A 17,906-nucleotide genomic window follows, 5' to 3' on the forward strand; every position below is an offset into this window, starting at 1 on the left:
TCAGTGCCGAAGGCGCGGGACCGTCCACCGTTCACTTGGCGCGCCGCAGCAGGGACGTGGCGTACTCCTGGGCGGCCGGCGCGACGGCGAGGGCGGGATGGAGCGCCGCCGTGCTGGCGTCCCGCCACAGCCGCGACAGCGCGCCAGTGCCGCTGGTGGCGCGCACCCCCGCACTGTGGAAGAGGGCCTGGACGGCTTCGGTCAGGAACCCGGCGGCTGTGGCGTGGTCACGGCGGCAGCGCGCGGCGAGCAGTGCCGTCAGCGCGTTAGGCTCATCGCAAGTCCGGGCCGCCCGGCGCAGCAGGAGGTCCGCGGCGTCGATCTTCCCGGAGGCGGTCGCCAGCGCCGCATCGCTGTCGCGCAGCGAGCCCGCCGACGGTTGCCGGTTCGCGGCCGCGGTCCACGAGTTCAGCGCCGCGCGCGCCGCACCGAGCAGCGGAATGGCGAAGAAGAGCCCGCTGATCGCCTCGTGCGGTACGCGGTAGCAGTCCCCGTCCGCGGGCAGGTCCCTGGCCGTGAACAGCTGTTCGCGGGTGAAAGAGTGGTCGTCGGGGACGAATAGCTCTGTGTCGAGGACCAGAGTGTCGCTGCCGGTGCCGCGTAGGCCGACCGCGCCGCTCCACGTCGGCTCGGTGGTCCACGCCGAGCGGGGCACGAGCATGAACCGCGGGCCGGGGGCATCCTCTGGCACGGCAGACAGCAGGGCCCACCGGGCGTGGTGGACCCCGCTGCAGAAGGACCACCGTCCGGACAGCAGCCATCCGCCGCGGGTGGGCGTGGCGGTGCCGGCCGGCTGCAGGGTGCCGACGATGGGCACGTGGGGGTCGTGCGCCCACAAGGCCTTCTGCCCGGCGGGGGGCAGGTAGGCGGCCATCCGGCTCATGGAGGTCATGACCGCGGCGCACCATCCGGTGGACGGATCGGCCTCGGCCAGGCGCAGCAGCGCGGGCAGGCAGTCGTCGAACCGTCCCGCGGCGCCGCCAAAGGCCCGGGGGACGAAGTGGGCTAGCAGACCGGTGCCAGTGAGGGCCTCGGCGACGGCGTCGGGCAGCCGGCCGGCCTGGTCGGTTCGGGCGGCGTGCTCCGCGGCGGACAGCGCGGCGGCCTCGACTTCGAGCACGGGCTGGGAGGGCAGGAGCGTCATCTGACCGGGCCTAACAGGGTTGGGTGGCAGCACATACGGGGCGGGGTCCTAGGACTGAGGCTGAAGGATGACCGTGGGGATGGGGCGCTGGGTGGACTGCTGGTAGGTGTCGTACGCGGGCCACAGGCCGGTCATCAGCTTCCACAGAAGCAAGTGCTCCTCGCTGGCGGCGGTGCGGGCCCGTACGGTGAACTGCTCATCGCGGACCTGGATGAGGGCCGTGGGCTTCTGCTGGAGGTTGAGGTACCAGTCGGGGTGGTTGTCGGCGCCGAGGTTGGAAGCGACGACGACGTAGGCGCCCTGGTAGCGGCCGTAGATGACAACGGTCCGTCGCGGCAGACCGCTGCGACGGCCGATGGTGGTCAGCAACAGGGTCTCGGCGCCCTGCCAATCGTGGCCCTCGGCTCCGGCAGTGGCGGCGTACCGGCGGGCGTGGTTAGCGATCCCGTTGACGCGGCTGTCAGTGGGGGCGATGGCGAACGGGTCCGGGGCAATCACGGCAGGCACGCTTCCTTCTTCTTTATCTGGCAGGGGTACGGGGCACTCCGGACGGCGCCGGCCCCGCAGGGCGCGGAGGATTCGCGGTCCATATGCCCACCGCAATCATCCGCACATGAAATTCGGCGAGTTGCCGATTTGAAAACGCATCAGAAGATTACACCCGGCACCGCGCCCCTGTCCGTCGCCGGGCGAATAACGAACCCGGCACCGATCCGGACATACGGCGAAATCCCCCGAGTAATAGAGGTGAACGACAACGCCATTGCTGGAATGTGGCGGGTCATGCAGGAAATAACGTCAACTCATCCACTGCGCCCGGCCGCGGTGAATCATGAGACCGCACTGCGCGTTGAGTCGATTCCGACTATCATCGATGTGATGATCATCACAGGACGAGTCCATCACTCTCGCCGTGATCATGATGTTAGCTTGTGCCCAACTAGACCTGTGGCCGGACAAATACCGGAGAACTCGAGGGCGCAAACGCGGATTCCTCAAGAATGAGGATTACCGGGTGGCAGCCGTACGGCGGCCTCGTGCTCATTCCGGTCACCGGGCTCCAGACGCGCCGGATCCTCAGGGCGGAAACTTGCAGCTTCGCCAGGGACCGGAGACCTTGCCGGGGAGCTCGCAGCCGGCACTGCCCTGACCGGAGCCGGTCTTCCGGCCGATGCTGCACTGGAAGGTTCGACATCATGACCTCGCGCCCACGCCCCCTGCTCGTCGGGGTCGACCGCTATGTTCTGCGAGCCTGCGGCAGGCGCGGCATCCCCGCCGTCGTCGTCTACGGCCCTTACTGGAGGGACAGCGGGCTCCCGGACCTCCCAGACTGCGTCACTGCCGTCTTCGTGGAAGACGAGTGCAGTGCAGAGGCGGTGCTGACCGCGCTCACCCGGGCCGGACTCGGCGAAGAACGCTTCGCCTCCGTGACCACCACGAACGAGTACGCGCTCGTCAACGTCGCGGTCCTCGCGCAGGCCCTCGGCTGCCCGGGGATCACCCTGGCCGTAGCGCTGCGCTTCCGGGACAAGTACCTTCAGAAGGAAGCCGTGCGGGCCCGGGGCATCCCGACCGCCCGGTCCCTCGTCCTGGAGGACATCCACGACGACGCCCTGCCCGAGCTGCCGTTCGAGGCAGGTGTCATCAAGCCCGTCACCGGAGCCGCGACCCGGCAGACCGCAACGGTGCGCAGCACCGACGAACTGCACGAGACGGTGCGCCGTTTCCGTACCGAGGCCGGCCACGCGCGCACCTTCGTGGTGGAGGAGTTCCAGCAGGGCGACGAGTGGATGGTCGACGGCGTCATCCACAACGGAAAGATCGTCTTCGCCTCGGTGGCCCCGTACACCCAGACCTGCCTCAGCACGGTCGAATCGCAAGCGCCGCTACAGATACGCCGGTTCGACCCGGTCGCGGACGCGTGGACCTTCGACCTCGCCGTGCCCCTGGCCCAGGACGCACTGGAGGCACTCGGCCTCACGGACGGCGTCTTCCACATGGAGCTGTTCCACCATCAAGGCGAGGTGTACTTCAGCGAGTGCGGCGCGCGGCGGGGTGGCGCCCTCATGCACGAGCAGGTCGAGTGCAAGTTCGGTGTCGACCTCGGTGAGGCCGCACTGTCGCTGGCCATCGGGGAGGAGCCGGACGTTACGATCAGCCTGCGCCCCGGCGTCGTGGGCAGCACGTACATCACGTCGCCTCCGGGCCTTCTCTTCGACGTGCCGTCGTACGACGAGGTCATGAGCCTTCCCGACGTCGAGTACGTCGTGCTCGGCCACCTGGTGGGTGCGTCCCTGCCCGTGGCGATCTCCGACACCACCAAGCGCGTCGGCCAGGTCATGATCAGGACCGGGACACTCGAGGAATTCCACAAGCGGTCGCAGGAGGTCCTGGCCTGGTTCGCCGACCGCATCACGGTCATCCCGGCCGGCACGAAGGGCAGGGATCTGTACAGGATGCAGCCCGCCCTCGGGCACGACACCCGGCTCCTGGCGAGCTACCGGCGCGAGGACGGCTGACGGCCGCGCGGCTTCCGGACGCGGCGGCCGCCGCAACGGACAAGAGGGGTGCCGGGGCGACGTCCCGGCACCCCTCCCGACGTACAACGCCCGCGCACGGCCCGGGAAACGACGCGGCGCCCGGTCCCACCCGGGGGACCGGCCGCCACGCAGCAGGTCGACCTCCGTACCGGCCCTGATCCCCGCCTGGTTCGCCGTCGGACGAGTGGGCACCAACGTTCCTCTCTGGCAAGGAACTCGGTGTGACGGCGCCCCTCCGCCCCCCCGCAACCCACCCACGTGCCGCGGAGCGGCGACCCCGCACCCCGGCGCCACTCAAAAGAACGAGGAAACCCCTTTGTCGACCACCGAGACCGCTCAGGCCCGGAAGGCCACCCCCGGCGCCTCCTGATGTGCCCGCCGCAGCATTTCGACGTGACGTACGCGATCAACCCGTGGATGGACCCGGCCAAGCCGGTGGACGGTTCGCTCGCTCAGGCCCAGTGGGTGCAACTCAAGAACCTCTACGAGAGCCTGGGCCACCGTCGAGGTAATCGATCCGCTTCCTGGCCTCCCCGACATGGTGTTCGCGGCGAACGGTGCAACCGTGATCGACGGCCGGGTGCTCGCGGCCAGGTTCCGGCACGCGGAGCGCACCGCGGAAGGCCCGGCCTACTTGTCCTGGTTCGTCGAGCACGGCTACGGCGACGTCCGTTGGCCCGAACACATCAACGAAGGTGAAGGCGACTACCTGGTGGTCGGGCGCACGGTGCTGGCCGGCGCCGGCTTCCGAACCGACCCCCGCTCGCACGCCAAGACCCAGGAGTTCTTCGGGCTTCCGGTGATCGGGCTGACCCTGGTGAACCCCGACTTCTACCACCTGGACACCGCACTGGCCGTCCTCTCTGACACAGAGATCATGTACCACCCTGAGGCGTTCACTCCCGGCAGCCAGAGCGTCCTGCGCGAGCTGTTCCCCGACGCCATCCTCGCGACGGCCGATGACGCCGAGGTCTTCGGCCTCAATGCGCTCTCCGACGGCCTCCACGTCCTTCTCCCGGACGCAGCGCAACGAGCGATGGCTACGGCGCACAGCAGGGGCAAGACACCGGGATCGCATTCCCACACGCGGTGCAGGCCGTGCAGATCGTGCGCCGCCGTCTAGGGGTGACCGACAAGATCCACCACGTCAGGGACACCACGTACGCCGAGGACGCCTCCCGCGTACGCACCGGCACCGCTCCACGTGCCATGGCATCCCTGCGCAACCTGGCCATCGGCGCTCTCCGACTCGTCGGCCAGACGAACATCGCCGCTGGCCTCCGCCACCACACCCGCGACGCCAACCGTCCGCAGATCACCCTCGGCATCATGTGATCAACCAGGACACGTCACCTGAACGACGCGGCCCTGGGCGCATACCTATTGGACGTTCTGATCAACTTCGGCCCGTTGTGCTGATCGGCACCGGGATCGCGGTTGAAAACGGCAGTCCCGGCGACAGCGGAGAAGCTACCGGGACGATCCTGAGCTGGGCCGGCATCTTCGCCACGGTCTGCGCCCTGGTCTTCCAGTTGGTGCGCGGCGGGCGAACCGGGCAGGCCGTGGGCAAGAAGGTTCTCGGTATCCGTGCCATCCGCGACCGGGACGGTCAGGTAACCCGCACGGGACATGTCCTGGGCCGAGGGCTGCTCCAATTCCTGAACTGGCCAGCGTTCGGCCTTGGCTGATGGTGAGCCACCTGCGACGCCAAGAGACAGACATTCGCCGATAAGATCAGCGACATTGTCGTCACCCCGACGCTAGCGCAACGCACGGCCGCCGCGACGCGGCTTCAAGACCTGTGAGAGACAACGCCAGGGCCTTCCACCTTGATCGTGGACACCTCGACACTGGATCTTGAGTCCAGGGAGAGGAGTCCCAGGTGGGGACCTACAAGTACCCGGTGGAGTTCCGGGCCGACGCGGTGGCGCTGGCCCGTTCGTCGGGCCGGCCTGTCTCACGCATCGCCGCCGAGCTCGGCGTGAACCACGAGACGCTGCGGCAGTGGATCAAGGCCGCGGAGAAGGCCGAGAGGCCCGAGGCGATCGCGGAGTCCGCGAAGGACGCGGAGATCGCGGCCTTGCGCAAGCAGGTCCGCGAGCTGGAGATGGAACGTGACATCCTGCGTCGGGCGGCCAAGTATTTTGCGGGCGAGACGAACTGGTGAGCCGCTTCGAGTTCGTTGCCGACCATCGCGACGCCTTTGGCGTGAAGCGGCTGTGCACCGTGCTGAATCTGTCCCGGTCCGGGTTCTACCGGTGGCTGAAGACCGCCCCGGCGCGCGCAGCGAAGAAGGCCGACGACGCCGCGCTCACCCGGCGGATACGCAAGGTGCACACAGAGTCCGGGAAGACGTACGGGGCCAAGCGGATCACCGCCGAACTCCGCGCGGGCGGTGTGATGGTGAACCGCAAGCGCATCGAGCGACTCATGCGCCAACACGGCATCCAGGGGCGGAGGTTGAAGCGGCGGCACCGCACCACGATCCCGGACCCCGCCGCCCAGGCGGTGCCCGATCTGCTGCGGCGGAACTTCACCGCGTCCGCCCCCGACCGGGCCTGGGTCGGTGACATCACCTATCTGCCCGTCGCCGGCGGGAAATTCCTTTATCTGGCCACTGTCATCGACGTGTTCTCTCGTCGCCTGCTGGGCTGGTCGATGGCCGAGCACATGCGGGCCGAGCTCGTCATCGACGCGCTCAACGCGGCCGTCCGCACTCGCGGTGGACAGGGGGACGGCATCATTTTCCACAGCGATCACGGGGCTCAGTACGGGTCGAAGGCGTTCGCCGACGCCTGCCACCAGGCCGGGATTCTCCGATCCATGGGAGCGGTCGGCACCTCCGCGGACAACGCCGCCGCGGAGTCGTTCTTCGCCTCGCTCAAGCGGGAGATCCTTCCCGACCGGCGCGGCTGGCCGAGCGAACGAGCCGCCCGGCTCGCGGTCTTCCGCTGGCTCGGCTTCTACAACCACCGGCGCAGGCACTCCACAATCGGCTACCTCGCGCCGGTCGCCTTCGAACAGAGATCAACTACGCTGGCCATCGCTGCATGACAACCGGTGTCCGCGATCAAGGTGGAAGCCCCCCATGTCTTACCCCACCCCGCCGGGAAGCGGAAATCCATACCTGCAGCAGCCCCCACAGAGCGGCTGGCAACCACAGTCGCAGGGGCCGGGCTCTGTTCCACCCACGCCGACCACACCCCCGGGAGCGGCTCCAAGTGCCGTTCCGCCCCAACCCGGCCTATCTCAACACGGTGCCCATTACCCGCCCGGGGGCCCCGTGCCGGGGGCACCTGTGCCCTCCTCGGGCGGCGGACGGACCGCGCGCAAAGCCATCGGGAGCGTGCTCGGCGTTTTCGGCGTACTGGGCATGCTGGGCGGTGGAGCGCTGGCGGCTCATGCGTACAGCAACAGCCAGCAGTCCATGCCCAACAACGAAGCCTACGGGCCAGTGCTGTGGCGAAATGAGACCGTCGACCGGCTCTTTCCGTCGACCATCGGCGTACCGCACTACGCGGACCAGGCGTCGGACAAGAAGGTCGCGCAGTGGAGCCGGATGGGTGTGTCCCAGGACACGTCGTGCTCCCAAGGCCTCAGCGGGCAGACCAAGCAGACCGCTCAGCGGCTCGGGTGCGAGGCCGTACTGCGGGCCACGTACGTCGACCTCAGTGGCGAGATGGTCGCCACTGTGGCGATCATCGTGCTGCCCAAGGACTCAACTGCCGCTCAGGAGATGGGCAACTACCTGGCCGATCAGTCCACTGCGGACCACCCAAGCGCCGCGGTGGTCCCGCTCACCGTGCCGGGGACCCTGGCAGCGAAGTGGCAGGCGGACAAGCGCAACGGCATGGGCGGGACCGCCATCGGAGGAAACCTTCCCTACGCCATAGCGGTCACCACAGGGGCGGTCGACGGCCGTACGTCGGGCGACCTTCCCGGCCACTTCGGCGCCTACAGCGCAAACACCGAGGACAGACAGCCCTGGATGGACGAGGCCAAAGCCCTCAGCCAGACCTTCTACACCCAAATCCAGAACCTCGAGGGGTAAGACCGCCGTGAAAAGGACCATACGAGCTACCTGCACCGCGGTCGCCCTCACCGGCCTGCTCTGCGCCGTGGCCACCGCGCCCGCACAAGCGGCCACTCCCGTCGGATGGGAAGGGCAGGCACTCGACCTGTCCGCTGCGCAGCAGCAGAGCCAGGGTGACGGAGTGACGGTCGCGCTCCTCGACAGCGGGGTGGTGCCCGACCATCCAGCCCTGAAGGGAAAGGTGACCACCGGCCCCGACTACCGTCAGGACGGGCTGCACCTCGGGGACCCGGACTGGGGACAGCACGGCACGGCCATGGCCTCGGACGTTCTCAAGGTGGCCCCGAAAGCCAAGATCCTCTCGGTGCGCGTCACCTCCGACAAAGACAACGAGAAAAACCTGCCGAAAGAGTTGGAAGATCTGCGGAAGCAAAGCGATAGCCCGATCGCCGAAGGTATTCGCTACGCGGTCGACCATGGGGCCAACGTAATCTCCATGTCGATCGGTAGCGGAGACCTGTTCAGCAGCTTCAGCGGCTCCGAGGCCGAGGCCGTGGCTTATGCCATCCGTAAGGGCGTAACGCTACTCGCTTCAGCGGGCAACTCGGGCGACACACTCAACGAGAACTCGTACCCAGCCGGATACGCGGGCGTGATCGCGGTGGCCGCCACGAAACCCGGCGGTGGGCGCGCCGACTTCTCCACCGTGCACACCTACAACGATGTGGCCGCCCCCGGTGTCGGCATCATCAGCGCGAAGACCACCGGCGGTTACGAGCCGATCAACGGCACCTCCCCCGCATGCGCGCTGGCGGCCGGCGTGGTCGCGCTCATGAAGTCAAAGAACCCTAGCCTGAGCCCTGCCCAGACGAATGACGTCCTGATCGCCACCGCCCACCACCCTGCAGGCGGTGAGAGTGCCCTGCTGGGATACGGACCGATCAATGCAGATGCAGCGGTGAAGGCGGCCACCTCGCCTCCCAAGGACATGACAGGTCCGGTGGCTTACAAGGGCAGGGCACACTTCGCGGCTCCGGACGGCACATCGAAGACCACGCACCCGCCGCTGGAGCAAGGGATGTGGACCACGGGCTTGCTTGCCGGCGGCGGAGGGTTGGTGGTCTTGGTCGGCGGTGTACTCCTCGCACGGTCGGGCCGTCGCATCCGCTAGCAGGGATCGCCCACCCGCGTCGGGGTGGGCGAGGACCAGGCGGTGTGTCTGGGGGGGGAGTGGCGGTCTGCTTCCAAGGTGCGGGTCGTGTGAGCGGTGCGGGGTGTGGGTCAGGGGTCGGGTGGGAGTCGTTCGCCGGTTTCGGTGTCGTAGGCGACATCGGTCGGTGACAGGCGGTTCTGTCTCGAGGGCGGTTTTGTGCTTTTCTTCCATGTTTTTCTATCGGTGGCTGCGTGCACTGTCACGTCGGTGAGTGGGTCCTTGACTGGTACGACGATCTGGGGGTCCTTGGGATACCACTGGTCACTCTCGAGGGTGTTTTGGGCGGTGTTGCCTGTTGGGTCGTCGATATGCAGGAACTTGGTGGTGCGGTGGAAGTACGGGCGCAGTTCGATGACGACGCGCTGCTTGTCGGTGCTTCGTTGGGCGATGGCGTCTGTTTCGACATCGTCCATGTGCAGCTTGGCACCGGGGCGTTCTTTGTAGGCGGCGGCTTTGGCCTGCTGCTCATGGGTTTGCTGCTGGTCCTGGGTGTGCTGCACGACGCAGCTGCCGACGATGGCCAGGGCGGCGATCGCTGCAATGCAGGGCCGGGTGCGCCGGTGCGGTCGTGTCGACTGGGTGCTGCGGTCCTGGGTGTATTCGGGACTCTCGGTGCCGAGGGCGATGACCTGCCTGCCTGCAGCCTGCATCTGGAGGGCATGGTGGAGAACCTCAGTCGGTGTGCGGACCGCATGCTCTTCGCCGCCCTGCCCGGATGCACCGTCACCCCTTCGCCCGGGCGCGTCAAGAAGGAGCCCGCCGACTGTGATGGGCCCCTGCTGACCTTCATGGAGTTCACCGCCGAGGTCCTGGCCTGGACGACGTGGTGGAACACCGAGCACCGCCCTGACGGCTTGACCGGCCAGACCCCCATCGGGGCATGGCAGGTGGATCCCTCGCCGTTCTCCAACATCTCTGAGGCCGCTCTATGGGCTCTGATGCTGGAGGACGACGGCCGGGTGCGGAAGCTGACCAGCCACGGCGTGCGCTGGCGAGGCCGCGACTACGTCGGTGCGTGGATGGCCGGCCGGGTCGGCCGCAGTATCCGTATCCGCTACATGCCTCATCGCGATCACGAGATCGAGGTCTTCGACCCCGCCGGGCAGCACCTCGGATCCGCTCACCTCGCCGACGCCGCCAAGCCCGAGCAACTCGATGCCCTGCGCCGCACCCGTACCGCACGAGCGCGCCGCCTGCGCGAGGAGGCCAAGAAGGCTCAGGCTCTGCGCCGGCAGCGCTTCGCCCCGGCCACCGTTCCCACGCCCGCGCAGCGCCTGGGCGCCGTGACGGCAGCCGAAGCCGTCTCCGGACTCCAAGCCGCGGCCCACAGCGACATGGCCACCCTCGCCCTCCCCGGCCTGATCCCACCCGCACCGCCACCCGAGGACTGGAACACCCCGCCCAGCCTGCGCCCCACACCCGGGCCTCAGCCCGCCGACGGCGAAGGAACGCGATGACAGGCCAGCTGCCACCCCGGGAAACGGACCACCACACGCAGCTCCCTGACGCTGCAGTGGTGACAACCCGCGCGCTCCTGGCCGCCCGGGAGAACATCACGGACACGATCGAGGCCGGGGCGATGATGTGCCTCCACGGCCCGGCCGGCGTTGGTAAAACCCTCGCCGCCAATGTCTGCCTGCGCGAGCTCGAACGAGCCCGTGGTGAGGAGGTCTGCCGGATCGCTTTCCGGGCTCGCCCCACCGCCCGCGCGGTGCGCCACGAACTCTTCGCAGCGCTCGGTTTGCCGGGCGAACCTCCGCGTCACCCGTCCGAGTTCGACCGGTTGCTCCTGGACTCCCTCGCAGCCCAGCCGCGTACGTTGGTCGTGGACGAAGCGCAGTGGCTCAATCGGGAGACGTTTCGAGTACTTCCGGTTCGTCTGGGATCACCCGTACTCGCAGATCGCGATCGTCTTCGCCGGTGGTGAAGGCGCGCACAGCGTGTTGCGAAAGGAGCCGATGCTCTCCTCGCGCATCTTCATCTGGCAGCACGTCACCAGGCTCACCCTGGGAGAAGTTCGGCAGGTCCCCGCTCTACCATCCGATCTGGGCCAGAACCGACCCCGAAGACATCGTCTTCGCCGACCGCCACGCAGCGCACGGCAACTTCCGCAACTGGGCCCGGCTCACCGCCCACACCCTCACCGCCCTCCAACGGACAGGCCGCCCGAACCCTGACCGGGAAACGCTCCGCTGGGCCTTCAGCAGACTCGCATGAACGTGGCGCTGCCTCAGAAACCTGACGCGCTGCCGCGTTGCGCCATGCTCCGAGTCCACCCATGCGGGAGGTACGGCACACGGTCTCCTCGTGCCTGCCCTCTGCGGTGGCCGCCGGTTCCGGGTGCCGGCCGGTGACGCGGCTCCACTCGTCCGGTGACGCCTGTCGCTGATCAGTTAATGTGCGCAGTGGTGCGTGTGCTGACCTGGGGTTTCGCAGTTTGGTTGAACGGGTTGGTGCTGGGCTTGGCTCGCTGATTCTGCACAGGGGTGTGACTTGTCAGCCGTCTGACCTGTGGTGTCGGTCGGGCCGGGCGCCGGTGTGCAGGTTGGTTGGGTGCTGCGCAGTTTGAGTGGTTGCCGGTGGTGCGGGACGGCTCGGCGTGTGGGCTGTGTGGCCCTGTACGGGGTGTGGGAGTGCTCAGTTGCCCAGGCCGCGTTCCAGCATGTGCACGGTGGTCTCGCTCAGTTCGACGGTCTGTCCGGTCAGCGCGAGCACGGTGTTGAACTTGGTGAACAGGTCTGCCAGGCGGTTGAGGAGTTGGGCGTCACGGAGCCGCTGGATGAGGTTGGGGCGGCGGGTGAGGGCGCCATATGCGGCGTCGGTGGTTGTCTCCAGGGCGTAGCGGCCGCGCAGGCGGGCTTGCTGGACGGCGGCGAGCATGTCGTTGAGCCGGGTGAGGAGGAACTGCTTGTCGGCCTCGTTGAGTTCGGAGGCCAGGACGGCCTCGATGAGGTCGTTGATCATGGTGGTGAGGTGTTGGCCGTCGGTGTCGGTCAGGCCGGCCTCGACCTGAGCTCGGCGTAGCTCGTGGGCGCAGCCGAGCAGGCTGTAGATCGCGGCGCTGCTGTCCGCGTCGCCGTCCTTGCTGAAGTGCTGCCACACGTGGGAGACCTGGTGGCCGGCTTGAGCGGAGGCCAGCATGGCGGCTTCGACACCGGCCAGGGGACGGAGCATGTAGTCCTGTTGCTCGGGATCGCTCACCACGGCCCCGACTGCTTGGCGGACTTGCTGGGGCAGCATCATCGCTGCGGACAGACGTGCGAAGAATTCAGCGCTGTCTGTGGCGAGGGGTGTCTCCTCGTAGGTGAGCGCCCGGGCCCAGGCATTCCAATTGCTCACGTTGGGGCCTAGTTCCTTGCCGGCCTTGCAGAAGTCGATGAGGAGGGCGTGGAGTCTCTCGGCCGGGTTGTCGACGCACTCTGTCACTCCGTCAGCGTAGCGGGGAGGACGGTGGGGCGGGGCGGGCCGATGTGTTCAGGCTTGCTGGTCATGGTGGTGTGCCGGGGCTGACATCTACGGCCTGGGCCGTTTTCGGTGGGTGGTAGCCGAGGTGGGTGAGTTCGGTTGGGCCTGGCTGGCGGTACGTCCATCGCGGGTGTGCACCGGGGTGGGGGCTGGGGGCGTAGTTGATCCGGTGGTTGAGCCGGTGGGGGTAGAGGGCCGGGTCTTGAAGCCAGGGCCGGCCCAGGAGGGCGGCGATGGCGTTGTGGACGGGTGGTGCGCTCTGGGGTCGTTCGAGGGCCAGAAGCGTTCGGGGGTGGTGGGCGATGTATTGGGCGAGGGTGATGGTTTCGGGGTAGGTGATGGCTGCTCGGGCGAGGGCGTACCACAGGCGGGTGCGCTTGTTGCTGGCGATGCGGCGGGCGCGTGCGGGCCAGATGCGTTCTTGCGCGGGTGCTGTGCGCCGCCAGGCTTCGGTCAGGGACGTGGCCTGTGCGAGGGCGTGGTCGGCCGCGGTGCCCCAGCGGCGAAGGAAGCGGATGTGGGTGCGGTGGGCGGCGAGGATCTCCGGGGTGTGCCCCAGATCAGCGTGTTCGATGGGCAGTTGGGTGCCGGCGAGGGTGTGGCGGCCGAGCATCCAGGTGTGGTGACGGCGGCAGATGAGGCGGCTGTCGGGCAGGTACTGGCGGACGGGGTGTCTGTGGCCGGTGCGGGCGAGGGTGCAGCCAGGGCAGCCGGTGACGGCGTTTACCGGGGCGGGCTGGAGCCGGGCGCGGGCGGAGGCGGGGTTGGGCTTGTCGCGGTACTGGTCCCACTGGGGGAGGGCGTAGGAGAGATGTTCCTCCGGGACCCCGGTGAACGAGGCGATCAGGCGGCGGCTCGGAGCGTTCAGGTACAGCTCGATGCCGGTGTGGGGGGCGTGTGGCTGGGTGCGTTCCTTCTTGAGGTGGGGGCGGGGGATGCCCAGGCCGTTCAGCAGTTCTGCGGTGGTCAGGTGGTGGCGGCGGGCCAGGCGCTGGATGTAGGAGGCGGTGGTCTCCCATTGCAGCGGGGCCACGCGCCGGATGCTGGGGCGCGGGGGAGCGCTGGGCATGTCAGGTCCTGGCCGGTGGCCGTGCGGTCTGTTCGGCGAGTTGGTCGACCTCGATGTCCGCCAGCAGCCGTTTGTTGATCTTTTCGGTGCCGTCGAGGATCGCGGCGATGGCGGCTTCCCTGACGAGGGCGGAAAGGCTGCCGATCCTGCCGGCGGTGCGCTGGTGGAGGTAGGCGGCGTGTCGTGTGAGGGTGCCGGGGCGGTGGTGGGTAAGCCGCAGGGCGCTTTCCATGCCGCCGACCAGGCCTTCCCAGGCTGTGCGCTGTGTGGTGCTGCCGTAGGCCAGGGGAGGGTTGCGCACCATCTTGAACCGCCCGGCCAGCTGCGCACCGCGGTTGCCGGTCAACAGCGGGGAGGCCTCGATGGCGACGCCGGCATAGACGAACGTGGCGGGGATGCGTTCGCTGAGGTGCTTCATCTGGTCGGAGGTCTCGGCGCCGACGCGGGTGCGGGTGTTGAGTAGATGGACGTCGTCGACGAGGACGAGCTGGGTCGCCAGATCGCGAAGGGCGCCGCAGACGATGTCGGTGATCCGCGCCTGGTTCATCGTCTTTCCGATGGGCAGGTCGAGGAACCGGGCCAGCTCGGAGACCAGCATCTTCGGTGTGGCGGCGGGCGGTACGGACAGGAAGATCACGGGCAGTCGCTCGCCGGTGCCGGTGTGGCGGGCCCGGTCGGCGAGGTGGAAGGACCGCCCGAGCTGCTGCAGAGCGGTGGTCTTTCCGGTGGTGGGCGGCCCGGAGATCATCAGCCCCCGCCGGGCGGTGCCGTTGTGGTGCCGGTTGAGGATCATCAGCCGCCGCAGGGTGAGGGAGATCTTGTCCATGACCGGGGTGGAGAGGATCACGAACTGGGAGTGGTAGTCGAGGCGCTCCTGAAGCGTCCACGGGCCCGGGCCCGACAGGCGAGGGGGTTCGGCATCGAGGAACTGCATCCACTCCCGCCATGTGGTCGGTGAGGCGAACGGGCCGGTGTGTGCGGCTGCCTGGCCGGGGACTACCACTGCTCTGCCTCCTGATGGGCGTCGAAGACTTCCCAGGCATCAGCTGTGCCGGCGACCGGATCGTCGGCGTCGTCCTGATTGGGCTCCTCTTCGCTCAGCCGACTCACCTCTCGGGTCCCGAGCACGCCGGTGTCCGCCTGTGGGAGCACGCCCGTGGGACCTGCCCCCAAGCCGGTGGCCGGCTCCTGGCCGCGGGTACCGGCGGTCTTGCCGCCGGCGCGACGCAGGAGTTCGTCGAGTGCGCGGGCGAGGTGTTCCTCGTGTTCGGCACGTCCTGCGCGTTGGTCGACGACGGTACGGATATGCCGCCAGGCGGTGTCGGTGAAGGGTCGGCTGACCAAAGTGCGGTGGATCCATCCCGCCTCGGCCCAGCCGGTGGGCAGACGCACCCAGCAGCGTGAGGGCTCGTAGGGGTTGTAGTGGACCTCCCACTTGCCGTCCGGCGCGGTGGAACGCTGCCGGTGGCCGTTGAGGGCCTTGCTGTCGTAGGTGCGGTAATCGAACCGGATGCCCTCGGCGCCGATCGCACACCGCCGGGCGGGGAGCAGCTCGATGTAGTCGGCGGCTCTCAGAGGGACAGGCACGTGCCCGGCGATGCCGACCAGGGCCGCCCACATCTCGTTGGGCGTGAGCGCCAGCTTGGGCATCAGAGGGTGGCATAGTGCCCGGTGCCGCCGTTCCTGCCACCCACTGACCACCCACTCGTCCAGCAGGTCCTGAAGCTGGGGCAGGGTCCAGCAGGCTTCGTCCTCGACGCGGTGGCCGCGCCGGCTGATGTGGCAGCCGGTGTAGCCGGAGACGTATTGCGCGAACAGCGTCCCCACCGATCCGAAGCCGCGCTCCACGTGGCCCTTCGCGGGCGCGGACGCGGGCGGGCACGGCTGGACAGAGATTCCCAGATGCTCGGCGGCCGCGAGAAAGCACTGGGAAATGAACACCTTTCCCTGGTCGATGACGACCGTGGACGGGAAGATCACCGGTCGCGCAGCAGCGCCCTGCATCCGGGCATCGATGCTTAACAGCCGCTCGTAGGGGATCACCGAGGAGGCCATCGCCAGCACTTCGGGCCAGGCGGGCCGCAGGGGCTCGGGCACGACGGTCTGCGCGAGGAGGACTGCCGCGTCGACCGCCTTCGTTCCCCGCGGGCGCAGCACGGCAGCGGTGATACTGCGGGTGGCCACGTCCATGGCCATGGTCAGTTCCAGCCGCCCGATGCGCCCGTCCTCGAGCACGGCCAGTACGTCCAGCGGGGTGCTGTCCATCATGACGAGCTCGCCGGGCCGCGCTACGACGGTGGGCGTGAACGGCGGCTCAGGCCGACTCGTCCGCCAGCGCTGCTGCACCGCAGGGCCCAGCAGCCCCTGGCCGTCGGCGACCGCATGGACCAGCCGATTGAACGTAGCCACCGGCGGCACCTTCACCGTGCCTGGTCCGTAGGCGTCCTGCAGCAGCCAGCCCACCTGCCGACGCAGTCGGCTCAGCGTCCCGGTGGACCGCTCCCGCTGCGCCTCCAGCGCTGCCCTGATGGCGTTGACCACCCGCTCGTCGGCACGCCCCCACGGCGACCTCGCTCGTGTCGTACGCCCGTCGACCAGCCCCCACACGCCCTGCCTGCGGTAGCGGGTGCGCATGCGCCGTACCGTGGCCACGCTGACCGGCTCCCCCTGCTCGGTGAGCTCCGCCGCCTTGGCAGCCTCCCGCTCGGCGAGGCTGCGCAACTCCGGGTCGAACTCCTCGCGCGGAGCACCCCTCCCGTCTGGCTCCGGATGACCCGTCTCGACCTCGCGGATGTGCCGCTCCCAGGCCAGAGCCTTCTCGCGGACGCCTGCCTCAAGGCTGGCCAACGGCCCCCACACCGGCGCCCGGCGCGGCTCGGCACAGCCGGCCACCACACAGAAGTCCTCGTCTGCATACAGCTGCGTGAGCAGGAGCACCTGGACGCTCCCGTCCTCATCCACGATCCGGCATCGAGGCCCGTCCAGCCCCGCCAGAGTGAACACACCACCGGCGAAGCGGATCTGGTCTCCCACCTCCACCACATGCCGCACAGTGCTCACCGCTCGTGCCGTCCGGCCGCGGCAACCAGAGTGCTTTCGGTGAGCGGCCGGTCCAGCGCCGCGGTCAGTTCACCACTCCACAAGCCGTGGTAGACGACCGGCAAGGTCCGGATCACATCACCGAGCGCGGCAGCCCCCTCCACCAAGGGCCGTCGAGACGCGAAGACGTCACGCAACCGGCCTGGACGGACACTGCCCGCGCAGCGCGGGTGGCGGTACCCCGACAGCCAGCGCACGTTGGCCACCACCACCGGATCCGCGGCAGGCTCGACCCGGTACTGCCATCCCACCTCCTGCGCACACTCCTCCAGCACAGCCTGCACACCGGCAAGACGGCGCGGTGGGAAGCCGGCACCGAGGCAGTCCACGAGCACGTGACCTCCGTCAGCGAGGCGCGCGGCCAGCTGAGGAGCATGGGCTACCACCCGCCTGCCGTCCCGCCACACGAATTCCAGCGGGCGGCACGCCAGCCCTACCACCCGCCGTTCCTGGTCCAGCAGCATCAGGCGGTCCCTCATCGCCGTGCTCCCGTAAGCCACCAACCGACCCGTGGTGGCCGCCCACCACCAACCAGGAGCCAACCTTCTGCCCCGGCGCACCGCGAAGCCACGCACCGGCGGGCAGTCAGCCGGCGCCAGTTCAGCGGCCACCTCCAGCCACGACCGCTGCTCTGGCAGACCGTTCGCGCCGATGAACCGCACATCGACATCCCTCACACGGACCCGACCCCCCGACCGGTGGTCACCACTCGTGCTGCTCACGCGTCCAGTGAAGAATTGACCGGTACACCTGCACAATGCGCAGATCGAGAACGCCCCCGTACTGGGTGAAAAGCTTCCGATGCACCAACGGAGCGGCTACGGCCTTGGTATGACTGCACATCAGCCCGCTTGCGGGGCCCGAGTCTCCCCGCCATCGCGGAACACTGCGCAGGTTCATCGGGTACTGCGCAGTTGTTGCAGTGGCCGGCCACTGGAGGTGCGGCACGTACCGCCGAGGGGGCCCGAATCCAGTTTCAATCCATATCTCACTTTGAAGCAAAGCCAAGAAGGGCCTTCAGGCGGCAACCATTCCGGCCGTCATCCGCCAGTCGCCCTCCACCTTCCCAGCCAGCCTGACCCAGCGACCGCTCACCCCCTCCAGGCGCGTTTGTTGGGCGGGGGAGCGCAGCGGACCCGCCGACCCCGGACTGGAGCGGAGCGGAAGGCCGGGGTCGAGGGCGAAGCCCTCGACCGCTCCGGGAGCGCAGCGGACGGAGCATCAACCTGCCTGCGAAGCAGGCAGGTTGCGCGGTGCGCGCAGCGCTCCGCCAGCGCTCCCGCGGGCGGAGCGCAACCCCGCGCGCAGCGCGGGGGTTCGCTGACTCCGGGCGCAGCCCGGAG

Annotated in this window: 16 protein-coding genes and 1 pseudogene; 9 read left to right on the plus strand and 8 right to left on the minus strand. The window is 68.6% G+C overall.

From position 1 onward, the window contains the following. Positions 1-31: 31 nt before the first annotated feature. The gene (locus OG956_RS40050; RefSeq protein ID WP_330343285.1) at positions 32-1,144 is read right to left on the minus strand and encodes an acyl-CoA dehydrogenase family protein; all 1,113 of its coding nucleotides are present in this window, start codon (positions 1,142-1,144) and stop codon (positions 32-34) included. Between the two features lie 48 nt (positions 1,145-1,192). Next, entirely contained in the window at positions 1,193-1,651 is a 459-nt protein-coding gene (locus OG956_RS40055) for a nitroreductase family deazaflavin-dependent oxidoreductase (RefSeq protein ID WP_330343286.1), read from the minus strand. 689 nt (positions 1,652-2,340) lie between these two features. On the opposite strand from OG956_RS40055, the gene OG956_RS40060 reads away from it, so the two are divergent. The 7 genes and pseudogenes from OG956_RS40060 to OG956_RS40090 all read left to right on the plus strand — a co-directional run bounded on the left by OG956_RS40060 (position 2,341) and on the right by OG956_RS40090 (position 8,888). Next, a complete protein-coding gene (locus OG956_RS40060; RefSeq protein WP_330343287.1) occupies positions 2,341-3,663 on the plus strand; it encodes an ATP-grasp domain-containing protein in 1,323 nt (440 codons plus the stop codon). Positions 3,664-4,053: 390 nt separating this feature from the next. Further along, a pseudogene (gene ddaH, locus OG956_RS40065) lies at positions 4,054-4,753 on the plus strand (dimethylargininase); the annotation flags it as partial. 56 nt (positions 4,754-4,809) lie between these two features. Continuing rightward, positions 4,810-5,019: a hypothetical protein gene (locus OG956_RS40070; RefSeq protein WP_443065718.1), complete on the plus strand. Its 210-nt coding sequence runs from the start codon at positions 4,810-4,812 to the stop codon at positions 5,017-5,019. Positions 5,020-5,096: 77 nt separating this feature from the next. Continuing rightward, on the plus strand, positions 5,097-5,372 hold the full coding sequence (locus tag OG956_RS40075; protein WP_330343288.1) for an RDD family protein: 276 nt from the start codon (positions 5,097-5,099) through the stop codon (positions 5,370-5,372). Positions 5,373-5,566: 194 nt separating this feature from the next. After that, a protein-coding gene (locus OG956_RS40080) for an IS3 family transposase (RefSeq protein WP_443065564.1) occupies positions 5,567-6,738 on the plus strand; the annotation gives its coding sequence in 2 pieces (ribosomal slippage) (positions 5,567-5,831 and positions 5,831-6,738; 1,173 coding nt in all). 292 nt (positions 6,739-7,030) lie between these two features. After that, positions 7,031-7,735 (plus strand): hypothetical protein, encoded by a 705-nt coding sequence (locus OG956_RS40085; RefSeq protein WP_330343289.1) that lies wholly within the window; start codon positions 7,031-7,033, stop codon positions 7,733-7,735. 67 nt (positions 7,736-7,802) lie between these two features. Further along, positions 7,803-8,888, plus strand: a complete 1,086-nt coding sequence (locus tag OG956_RS40090) for a S8 family peptidase (protein ID WP_330343290.1) — start codon at positions 7,803-7,805, stop codon at positions 8,886-8,888. 110 nt (positions 8,889-8,998) lie between these two features. Here OG956_RS40090 and OG956_RS40095 read toward each other — a convergent pair whose 3' ends face one another. Beyond that, positions 8,999-9,580 carry a hypothetical protein gene (locus tag OG956_RS40095; RefSeq protein WP_330343071.1) on the minus strand — a complete coding sequence of 194 codons (582 nt, stop codon included), beginning with the start codon at positions 9,578-9,580 and terminating at the stop codon, positions 8,999-9,001. A 9-nt stretch (positions 9,581-9,589) separates the two neighbouring features. Here OG956_RS40095 and OG956_RS40100 point away from each other — a divergent pair, with 9 nt between their 5' ends. Further along, complete coding sequence (locus OG956_RS40100; RefSeq protein WP_330343070.1) at positions 9,590-10,387, plus strand: Mu transposase C-terminal domain-containing protein; 798 nt, start codon at positions 9,590-9,592, stop codon at positions 10,385-10,387. Beyond that, a complete protein-coding gene (locus tag OG956_RS40105; protein ID WP_330343069.1) occupies positions 10,384-10,857 on the plus strand; it encodes an ATP-binding protein in 474 nt (157 codons plus the stop codon). The genes OG956_RS40100 and OG956_RS40105 overlap by 4 nt, the downstream gene beginning before the upstream one ends. Before the next feature lie 710 nt (positions 10,858-11,567). On the opposite strand, the gene OG956_RS40110 is transcribed toward OG956_RS40105, so the two are convergent. The 5 genes from OG956_RS40110 to OG956_RS40130 form a co-directional block, all read right to left on the minus strand. Continuing rightward, positions 11,568-12,356 (minus strand): hypothetical protein, encoded by a 789-nt coding sequence (locus tag OG956_RS40110; RefSeq protein ID WP_330335827.1) that lies wholly within the window; start codon positions 12,354-12,356, stop codon positions 11,568-11,570. Positions 12,357-12,417: 61 nt separating this feature from the next. Continuing rightward, the gene (locus OG956_RS40115) at positions 12,418-13,464 is read right to left on the minus strand and encodes a TniQ family protein (protein ID WP_330335826.1); all 1,047 of its coding nucleotides are present in this window, start codon (positions 13,462-13,464) and stop codon (positions 12,418-12,420) included. A gap of 1 nt (position 13,465) precedes the next feature. Continuing rightward, positions 13,466-14,398: an ATP-binding protein gene (locus tag OG956_RS40120; RefSeq protein ID WP_330335825.1), complete on the minus strand. Its 933-nt coding sequence runs from the start codon at positions 14,396-14,398 to the stop codon at positions 13,466-13,468. A gap of 62 nt (positions 14,399-14,460) precedes the next feature. Then, positions 14,461-16,524: a transposase gene (locus OG956_RS40125; protein ID WP_330335824.1), complete on the minus strand. Its 2,064-nt coding sequence runs from the start codon at positions 16,522-16,524 to the stop codon at positions 14,461-14,463. Beyond that, a complete protein-coding gene (locus OG956_RS40130; RefSeq protein WP_330343291.1) occupies positions 16,521-17,285 on the minus strand; it encodes a TnsA-like heteromeric transposase endonuclease subunit in 765 nt (254 codons plus the stop codon). Before OG956_RS40130 ends, OG956_RS40125 begins: the two co-directional genes overlap by 4 nt. Positions 17,286-17,906: the final 621 nt, after the last annotated feature.

Source organism: Streptomyces sp. NBC_00557 (assembly GCF_036345995.1).
Lineage (GTDB): Bacteria > Actinomycetota > Actinomycetes > Streptomycetales > Streptomycetaceae > Streptomyces.

Excerpts from the sequence above, each read along its gene's own strand:
- OG956_RS40050 (WP_330343285.1), bottom strand. The coding sequence starts at position 1,144 with ATGACGCTCCTGCCCTCCCAGCCCGTGCTCGAAGTCGAGGCCGCCGCG.
- OG956_RS40105 (WP_330343069.1), top strand. The coding sequence starts at position 10,384 with ATGACAGGCCAGCTGCCACCCCGGGAAACGGACCACCACACGCAGCTC.
- OG956_RS40120 (WP_330335825.1), bottom strand. The coding sequence starts at position 14,398 with ATGCAGTTCCTCGATGCCGAACCCCCTCGCCTGTCGGGCCCGGGCCCG.
- OG956_RS40095 (WP_330343071.1), bottom strand. The coding sequence starts at position 9,580 with ATGCAGGCTGCAGGCAGGCAGGTCATCGCCCTCGGCACCGAGAGTCCC.
- OG956_RS40115 (WP_330335826.1), bottom strand. The coding sequence starts at position 13,464 with ATGCCCAGCGCTCCCCCGCGCCCCAGCATCCGGCGCGTGGCCCCGCTG.
- OG956_RS40060 (WP_330343287.1), top strand. The coding sequence starts at position 2,341 with ATGACCTCGCGCCCACGCCCCCTGCTCGTCGGGGTCGACCGCTATGTT.
- OG956_RS40100 (WP_330343070.1), top strand. The coding sequence starts at position 9,590 with ATGGTGGAGAACCTCAGTCGGTGTGCGGACCGCATGCTCTTCGCCGCC.